The sequence below is a fragment of the Acidisphaera sp. S103 genome (assembly GCF_009765975.1).
In the GTDB taxonomy this organism is placed as follows: domain Bacteria; phylum Pseudomonadota; class Alphaproteobacteria; order Acetobacterales; family Acetobacteraceae; genus Rhodopila.
The window spans coordinates 232,913-242,108 of sequence record NZ_LMUJ01000042.1; the positions used below are offsets into that span (position 1 = coordinate 232,913).

Below are 9,196 nucleotides of genomic sequence, written 5' to 3' on the forward strand. Positions count from 1 at the left end.
GCAGCAAACGCGCCGTCGCCACGCTGGTCACCGAGACCGACGCGATGCAGCCGGGACAATCGTTCCGCGTGGCGTTGCGCCTGCGCCTGGCGGATGGCTGGCATACCTATTGGAAGAATCCGGGCGATGCCGGCGTGCCACCCGACCTGACGATCGCCGGCGTCACCCAGTCGGCGATCGACTGGCCGACACCAGGCCGCGTCGCCGAGGGGCCGGTGATGACCTACGCATACACCGGTGAGGTGCTGCTGCCGGTCACCGTCACCGCCAAAACCGGGACGCTCAAGGCACACGCGGACTGGCTGGTATGCAAAGACATCTGCGTGCCGGAGGAGGGCGATTTTTCGCTGACCCTGCCCGTGGGCACACCAGGCCCCTCGGCCCAGGCGGGCTTATTCGCAGCCCATGACCGAAGCATACCGCGCGCTTCGCCCTGGACCGCTCGGATTTCGCCGGATGGCACGCTGTTCGTCCAGGGGCCGGAGTTGACGCCCGCCACGGTCACCGATGCCTGGTTCATCCCCGATCAGCCGGACCGCATCCAGGACGACGCCGCACAACCGCTGTCGGTGCGGACGGGCGGATTCACCCTGTCGCTGAAGCCGGCGAAAGGATTTCAGGCGGCGGACGGCTTGTCCGGCGTATTGTCGGTGCGAGACCGCGCCGGCATGCAGACCGATGTCGTGGTGAACGCGGTTCCCGGCCCTCCGCCGGCCCCCGCCATGCCGCCGCTGGGACAAATCCTGGTGTTCGCGTTCCTCGGCGGCCTGATCCTGAACCTGATGCCCTGCGTCTTCCCCATCCTCGCCATGAAAGCCGTTGGACTGGCTCGGCATGCCGGCCAGGGACGCCGCCATGCGATCGCCTACACCGTCGGCGTCCTCGTCACATTCGTCGCCCTCGCCGCGGCACTGCTCGCCGCTCGAACTGCCGGAACGGCGGCGGGCTGGGGGTTCCAGTTTTCTTCCCCGGTGTTCGTGGCCGGGATGACATGGCTGCTGTTCGCGGTCGGGCTGAACCTGTCCGGCGTGTTTCAGGTCGGTGCGAGTCTCGCCGGCGCCGGCAGCGGGCTGGCCGACAGGCACGGCATGGCGGGCAGTTTCTTCACCGGGCTGCTGGCGGTGCTGGTGGCGACGCCATGCACCGCCCCCTTCATGGGCGTGGCGGTGGCCGCCGGCCTCGCGGCCCCACCGGCGGTGACCATGCTGGTGTTCGCGGTGATGGGCCTGGGATTGGCCGCCCCCTACGTCGCCCTGGCCTCGATGCCCGGACTGGCTCGGCTGATGCCGCGGCCGGGCCGCTGGATGGAAGTGCTGAAGCAGGCGCTCGCCTTCCCGATGTATGGCGCGGCGGCGTGGCTGGTTTGGGTGGTCAGCCAGGAAGCAGGGCCGAACGGCGTTCTGGCGACGGCGGCCGGGCTGGTGCTGGTGGGATTCGCCGGCTGGGTCTTCGGCACGACCCAGGCGTCGTCTTTGCAACCACGGCGGTTCGGACAGACGGTCGCCGCGGTTTCGGTGCTGGTGGCGCTGGCGGTGCTAAGCGGGATCGCGACAGTACCGGTCGGGGGGGCAGCCGAGGCACTCGGTTCCAATGCCGAGGCGTTCACGCCGCAGCGGCTGGCGGACCTGCGTTCGGCCGGCAAACCGGTGTTCGTGAACATGACCGCGGCATGGTGCGTGACGTGCCTGGTGAATGAACGTGTGGCGATCGGGACGGACCAGGTACGCAAGGCGTTCGCGGCGGACGACGTAACCTATCTGAAGGGGGATTGGACCCGGCAGGACCCGGCGATCACCGCATTCCTGCGGCAGAACGGGCGGGACGGCGTGCCGCTATACGTATTCTTCCCCGCGGACGGGGGACAACCGGAGGTACTGCCGCAGATCCTGACCGAAGGGACGGTGCTGCGATTGCTGCGGACGTCATAACCCCCGCCTTGCCGAAGGAAGGCCGGCATCCAGGCCTGGCTGTCGGAACACGGATCGGTTCGGGGCGACAGACGTCCGCCCTACGCAACCATCCGCGCCGGTAACAGATCCTCGGTTGTGGACCGGCGAAGTTCCCGCCGTTCGTTCAGGTCGTAGCGGCGGCCACGATGGATGGTGCAGCGATTGTCCCACATCACCAGGTCGCCGACCCGCCATTCGTGGCGATAGACGAAAGCTCGCTGGGTGGCGTGTTCCAGCAGGTCGGACAGCAGCATCCGGCCTTCCGCCAGCGAATAACCGACAATCTCCCGAGCATGCACGCCCACGAACAGCAACTTCCGGCCGGAGCCAGGATGGATTTGCGCCAGCGGCCACCGCACCGGCGGAATCATCGCCATTTGGGCCTCGGTGTAGCCGGTATCGCCCAGCAGTATGCGCGAATGCAGGGCGTAATGTTCCGCCTCCAAGCCGTTGATCTCATGCTGAAGGTCTGCCGGCAGGGCATCGTACGCGGCGCGCAGATCGGCGAATTCGGTCTCGCCGCCCTTGGGCGGTAAAACCACCGCCGACAGCATCGAATATTGCGCCTTGGGCTGCTGGAAGGAACTGTCGCTGTGCCACAACTGGTTGGCGATGTTGCTCACCACTTTCCGCGAATCGCGCCGAGCCAGCGAACCGTCGGCGGCGACGTTGGAGATATCGATCAGCGCCTCATAATCGAAACGATGCGCGGCGCCGGGATGCAGCTTGCGCAGGCCCAGATCCAGCGGGCCAAATGATTCGGCGAAGCGGATCTGCTGTGCCTGGCTCAACGGCTGGTCACGGAACACCAGCACGGCATACCGATCCATCGCATCCTCGACCGCTTGGACCAGCGGCGGATCGAGCGGCTCCCGCAAATCGATGCCGCTGGCCTCGGCGGCAAACAGGTTATGCAGGGGACGGAGTTCGAGCGACATGGTTTCCTCCCGCGGGATGGTTTAGCGGCTGCACAGCATAGGCCCCAATCCCATCCACGTCTTGCCTTCGAAGCGCACGAGTCGAAGCTGGCCTGCCCAGACTCGGGGGCATCTGATATCCTGTCCAGATGCCCCATGCCGATTTCGTCCATCTCCGCATCCATTCCGCCTACTCGCTCAGTGAAGGCGCGATCCGGCCCGACAAGATCGCCGCGCTGGCGAAGGACGCGGGGATGCCGGCCGCGGCGATCACCGACACCGGCAACCTGTTCGGCGCGCTGGAATTCTCGCAGTACTGCGCCGGCAAGGGCATCCAACCCGTCATCGGCTGCCAGGTCGCCCTGGCCCGCACCGACAACGCTCGCCTGCCCCCCGACCCGCTCGTCCTGCTGGCCCAGAACGCCACCGGCATGGCCAACCTGCAACGCCTGTCGTCGCAGGGCTTCCTAGACACCGACCCGACCCTGAAGCCGCAACTGCCGTTCGAGCGCATCGCCGAACACGCCGCCGGCCTGATCCTGCTCACCGGCGGCACCACCGGCCCGATCGGCCGCCTGCTGGCCGAGGGCCAGAAGCCGGAAGCCGAACGCCTGCTGGACGCGCTGGGTGAGGCGTTCGCCGGCCGCACCATCCAGGAACTGCACCGCCACGGCCTGCCGGTGGAGGCCGCCATCGAGCCGGCCCTGATCACCCTGGCCGACGCGCGCGGTATCCCCCTGGTCGCCACCAACGACTGCTATTTCGCCAAGCCCGACATGCATGAGGCCCACGACGCCCTGCTGTGCATCGCCGAGGGCCGCACGCTGTCCGAACGCGACCGCCGCCGCGTCACGCCGGAGCATTGGTTCAAGCCCGCCGCCGACATGCGCGCACTGTTCGCCGACCTGCCGGAGGCCTGCGACAACACCCTGGCCATCGCCATGCAGTGCGCCGTGATGGCCGAATCCCGCAAACCCCTGCTGCCGGTCTGCCCCAAAGTGCGCCCCGGTCAGTCCGAGGAAGAAACCGTCCGCGCCATGGCGGCCGAAGGCCTGGCCCGCCGCATGGACGCTATGGCCGCCGACGCCGCGACCCGCGAAATCTACCACACCCGCCTGGAATATGAGCTGTCCGTCATCGCCAGCATGGGCTTTTCCGGCTACTTCCTGATCGTCGCCGACTTCATCCAGTGGTCCAAGGCACAGGGCATTCCGGTGGGCCCAGGCCGCGGCTCCGGCGCCGGATCGGTGGCCGCCTGGGCGCTGACCATCACCGACCTCGACCCCCTACGGTTCAACCTGCTGTTCGAGCGCTTCCTGAACCCAGAACGCGTATCGATGCCCGACTTCGACATCGACTTCTGCCAGGAAGGCCGCGACAAGGTCATCGATTACGTCCGCAACGAATACGGCGGCGACCGCGTCGCCCAGATCATCACCTTCGGAAAACTACAAGCCCGCGCTGCCGTCCGCGACGTCGGCCGCGTGCTCGGTATGTCATTCGGCCACGTCAACCGCGTCGCCGAACTGATCCCCAACAACCCCGCCAAACCGGTGACGTTGCAGCAGGCGGTGGACGGGGAACCCAAGCTGCAAGCCATGCGCGTTGAGGACGAAGCCATCGGCCGTCTGCTGGAAATCGCCCTGCGGGTGGAGGGCCTGTACCGCCACGCGTCGACTCATGCCGCAGGCGTGGTGATCGGCGACCGACCGCTGATGGAACTGGTACCGCTGTACAAAGATCCGAAATCCGACTTCCTGGTGACGCAATACTCCATGAAGTATGTCGAGCAGGCCGGATTGGTAAAATTCGACTTCCTCGGCCTGACCACCCTGACCATCCTGCGCCGCGCGGAAAACTTCCTGAAAGGCCTTGGAATAACGGTCGACCTGGACCGTCTGCCGCTGGACGACCCCAAAACGTTTGAGATGCTGCAGAAAGGCGATGCCGGCGGGGTGTTCCAGATGGAAGGCCAGGGCATGCGCGACACGCTGCGCCAGATGCGTCCCGACCGGTTCGAGGACCTGATCGCCGCCGTCGCCCTCTACCGCCCCGGCCCGATGGCCAACATCCCCGATTACTGTCGCCGCAAGCACGGCGAGAAATGGGAAGCGCCGCACCCGGTGATCCACGACATCCTGGCCGAGACCTACGGCATCATGGTCTACCAGGAACAGGTGATGCAGATCGCCCAAACCATGGCCGGCTACAGCCTGGGCAGCGCCGACCTGCTGCGACGCGCCATGGGCAAAAAGATCGCGTCGGAGATGGAGGCGCAACGGACCATCTTCACCCAAGGCGCCATCAAGAACGGCATCGACCCGAAGAAAGCCACCGAGGTCTTCGACCTGATGGCGAAATTCGCCGATTACGGCTTCAACAAATCGCACGCCGCCGCTTACGGCCTGGTCGCCTACCAGACCGCCTGGCTGAAGGCCAACCATCCCGAAGTGTTCATCGCCGCGTGCATGAGCCTGGCGATCAACAACACCGACCGCCTGGCCGCATTGAAACAGGATGCGGAACGCGGTGGGATCAAGATCCTGCCGCCGGATATCAACCGTTCCGCTGCCGATTTCTCGGTGGAGCGGATGGACGACGGCCGCCTGGCGATCCGCTATGCCCTGGCCGCGGTGAAAAAAGTCGGGTTCGCCGCGATGGAATCAGTGGTAGCGGCGCGCGGCGGCCGGGATTTCACCGACGTAACGGATTTCGCCACACGGGTCGATCCGCGGCAGATCAACCGCATGCAGATCGAGAACCTGGTGCGGGCCGGAACCTTCGACCGGCTGGACAACAACCGCGCCTGCCTGTTCGCCGCCGCCGAAACGATTCTGCGGCGGGCGCAGGCCGATCATGAAGAGAAGGCAAGCGGTCAGATCGGGCTGTTCGGCGGGACGGCCAGCGCGCCGGAACCGTTGCGCCTGACCAATGTGCCCGATTGGCCACCCCTGGAACGCCTGGCGTTCGAAGCCGAGGCAATCGGCTTCCACCTGACCGCCCATCCGCTCGACACCTACGCCCAGGCCCTGAAACGCCTCGGCGTAACCCCGTCCATCCACGTCGAATCCCGTGCCGCCAACGGTGTCACCCGGGTCAAGATCGCCGGCACCGTCGTCGCCACCAAGGAACGCATCACCCGCACCGGCAGTCGCATGGCCTGGGTCCGCATTTCCGACGCCGCCGGATCGGTCGAGGTCACCTGTTTCAGCGAGGTCCTGAACCGGTCCCGCGAAGCCCTCGCCTCCGGCAGCAACGTCCTCGTCTCCGCCGAACTGAAGACAGAAGGCGAGGCCGTCCGCGTCACCGCCATGGATGTGACGCCACTGGACCAGGCCGCTGCCTCGGCCGGCGCGTCGATCCGCATCTGGTTACGCGAAACCGCCGCCGTGCCCCACATCCGAGACATCCTGGGCCGTGAAACCGGCGGCCGCGGCCGCGTAACCCTGGTGCCCAGCATCGGCAGCGAACAAGACGTCGAAATCGCCCTACCCGGCGGCTACAACGTGACCCCCCGCCTGGCCCAGGCCCTGAAGTCACTGCCGGGCGTAGACCAGGTAGAGGAAGTATAAGCTTCCACCGGCAGCCCGCCCCGCCATGAATGAAGCCGGCCCGCGGAAGCCACGGCGGCGGCTTGTCTTTTTTAAGGCGGATTAAGCGGGATAAGGGGAGATGAAGGGGATGGCGCTCGCAATCAGGCTTGAGCGGTGACGCGGCGGATTTCGACTTGGGGTCCGCCGAAGTTGATCAGCAGGCACAACGGCTTGCCGGTCGCACGCACGTCGTTTCGGCATTGCAGGACATGCGCGTCGCTCTCTCGCCGACAACTTTGAGTTCAACGATGATCTGGTCTGCGACGGGTCGGCGGTATATTCGCCGACGATGACGACGTCGCCGTAAACCCACGCCCCTCGCTGCTGCACCCAGACTTCCGCATCTCATGCGCAAGTGCATTCTCGTAGACCTACTCAATGAACCTATGACCGAGCGCATTGGCAACCCGAAAAGCACACCTGATGATCCGTTCGGTCACCGCCACCCAAAACCGTGCATCCCCTTCATCCATCTACATCCATCTACATCCCGCTAATCTGCCTTAAAAAATCGGCCTTAGCATTCGTGCCGGCGCCCGAAGGAGCGCGAAGGTCCTAACGTTGCTTGTATGCACGAACCATACATCCTCCCAAACACAGACACCCTATGGAGGGTTTCTATTCAAAGAAGCTTGAGTCAAGACCATCAGTCCAGCCAGTTTATCGTTGGATACACATTGTAATACCACAACAAATTTCCTCTTGCGACCTCTGCGCCCCGCTCTGCGATCTCTGCGTTAAAAGCCCAAGTCAAAAGCAAGTCCCGGCCCATCCGTTCAACCCCAACCCCTCAACGCAAACCACCCGAACCAACACCGCTTTCAACGCAGAGATCGCAAGAGAACCCCCTACACCCCACAATAAGCCTCAATCCGATACCCATCCGGATCGACCACAAACGCCGCATAGTAATCCGGCCCATAATCCACCCGCACCCCAGGCGCCCCATTATCCCGCCCACCGGCCGCCAACGCCGCCGCATGAAACCCATCCACCCCCGCCCGCGTCGGCGCATCAAAGCAGATGTGCAGCCCCGACCGGTCATCAGCCGGCACCGGATGCTCCGTGGCATAGACCCAGAAAACGGCATCCTGCCCACCATAACCCAGCGCCCCTTCCCCCTCACTCAGGCACGAATACCCAATCGCCCCCAGCACCGCATCATAGAAACGTTTCGCCCCCACGATATCACGCACACCGATCGAGATATGATTGATCATCGAACCCCCTCCCTCACACTAAACTCGACGCGCCCGGAACTCCGTCTGGCGTTCCCAAGCCACCCCGCCATCAAACGAACGTTCCCCAATCCAAAGAAACGAATCCGGCGCAATCTCAGTAAACCGCCACCGGATCGGCATCCCCGCCCTATCCGTCCCCTCCTGCACAATCTCCGCCCCCACCGCTCGGCCGATCTGAGAAGAATAAAACTGCCGCAGCGGATCGCTCCAAAGGATGTGCCAGGCATCCAACCCCGGGTCGTACACCCGCAGCGTCGAGCCATGGAAAACCCCAGGCAGGATCCACACATCCTGGATCGCCCGCCCCTCCAGCACCCACCCGAAATGGATCGTCCCAGACCCGCGAAACCGGGTGCCGTCGTCGAGATCGATGACAGCCTCCATCGTCCAATCCCCGATCAGCCATCCATACAGTCCCAGCTTCTCCGCCCGATCCGGAGCAGGCCCGCCGGCATGCAGGACATCGATAAAAGATGGCATTCCCAAACCTCCGCCGTGATGACCGACGGATAAACCGCCTCCCCTGGCCTCGACTTGGGAAAAATTGCTAAACTACACGGCATGACCGCGACGACGCGTTTCCTGGCCTCGGGTCCCGGCTGGCAAGCCGACGACGTTATCTGCACGTCCGGCCCCCACGACCGACCGTTCGAGGAACAGCACAACGGCATCTGCATCGCCGCGGTCACCCAAGGCACATTCCAATACCGCTCAACCCAAGGCTCAGCCCTGCTGACCCCCGGCGCGCTACTCCTCGGCCAGGACCGCCACTGCTTCGAGTGCGGCCACGATCACGGCACCGGCGACCGCTGCCTGTCCTTCCACTTCACCCCGGCCTTCTTCCACACAGTCGCGGGAACGCGCCCAATCACCACCCCCAACCTGCCGCCGCTACCAACCCTGATCCCCATCATCGCCGCCGCAGAAGCCGCCCGAGACGACGCCGACCCCACCGAACTAGCCGAAATCGCCGTCCGCCTCGCCGGCGCCGTCGCCACTACGCTGACCGGAACCACACGCCCCACGCCAACCAGGCGCGACGAACGCCGCATCACCGACGCCATCCGCCTGATCGAGCAGTCCTTGCACGACCCGATCCCGCTCACCGACCTGGCCACTCAGGTCGCCATGAGCCCCTATCACTTCCTGAGAACGTTCCGATCAGTGGTCGGCCTGACGCCGCACCAGTTCGTCCTGCGCACCCGCCTGCATGAGGCCGCGGTCAGCCTGCGCCGTTCGGACGACAGCATCTCCACCATCGCCTTCGCATCCGGCTTCAACGACCTATCGACGTTCAACCGCCGCTTCCGCCGCTTCATGGGCGTCAGCCCCAGCACCTACCGGACACGCGCCGCCAGCGAGCGATAAACCCCGCCCTACCCGGCCGCTTCCCCGGTCAACGCCTCAGGCCCGGTATACAGCGCCGGCCAACGGCGTTTCACCAGCGGTCCCTTCTCATCATAGGCCAGGCAGGTGTTGAGCATCTTATTCCCCCC

General features: G+C 65.1%; 6 protein-coding genes and 1 pseudogene. 3 read left to right on the forward strand and 4 right to left on the reverse strand.

The genetic code is table 11. From position 1 onward, the window contains the following. A partial coding sequence (locus tag GSQ89_RS11370) for a protein-disulfide reductase DsbD family protein (RefSeq protein ID WP_371734241.1) occupies positions 1–1,928 on the forward strand: 1,928 nt, incomplete at its 5' end. 80 nt (positions 1,929–2,008) lie between these two features. On the opposite strand, the gene GSQ89_RS11375 is transcribed toward GSQ89_RS11370, so the two are convergent. Next, positions 2,009–2,887, reverse strand: coding sequence for a TauD/TfdA family dioxygenase (locus GSQ89_RS11375; RefSeq protein WP_158925088.1), 879 nt, complete (start codon positions 2,885–2,887; stop codon positions 2,009–2,011). A 128-nt stretch (positions 2,888–3,015) separates the two neighbouring features. Between GSQ89_RS11375 and dnaE the strand changes: the two genes are divergently transcribed. Beyond that, entirely contained in the window at positions 3,016–6,438 is a 3,423-nt protein-coding gene (gene dnaE / locus GSQ89_RS11380) for a DNA polymerase III subunit alpha (RefSeq protein WP_158925090.1), read from the forward strand. Positions 6,439–6,560: 122 nt separating this feature from the next. On the opposite strand, the pseudogene GSQ89_RS40090 reads toward dnaE, so the two are convergent. From GSQ89_RS40090 to GSQ89_RS11390, 3 genes and pseudogenes are all read right to left on the reverse strand, one after another. Beyond that, positions 6,561–6,683, reverse strand: a pseudogene (locus GSQ89_RS40090) (hypothetical protein); the annotation flags it as partial. 624 nt (positions 6,684–7,307) lie between these two features. Beyond that, positions 7,308–7,679, reverse strand: a complete 372-nt coding sequence (locus GSQ89_RS11385) for a VOC family protein (protein ID WP_158925092.1) — start codon at positions 7,677–7,679, stop codon at positions 7,308–7,310. A gap of 18 nt (positions 7,680–7,697) precedes the next feature. Beyond that, positions 7,698–8,180, reverse strand: a complete 483-nt coding sequence (locus GSQ89_RS11390; RefSeq protein WP_158925094.1) for a hypothetical protein — start codon at positions 8,178–8,180, stop codon at positions 7,698–7,700. Between the two features lie 81 nt (positions 8,181–8,261). Here GSQ89_RS11390 and GSQ89_RS11395 point away from each other — a divergent pair, with 81 nt between their 5' ends. Continuing rightward, positions 8,262–9,068, forward strand: a complete 807-nt coding sequence (locus GSQ89_RS11395) for an AraC family transcriptional regulator (RefSeq protein ID WP_158925096.1) — start codon at positions 8,262–8,264, stop codon at positions 9,066–9,068. The last annotated feature ends 128 nt before the right edge of the window (positions 9,069–9,196 follow it).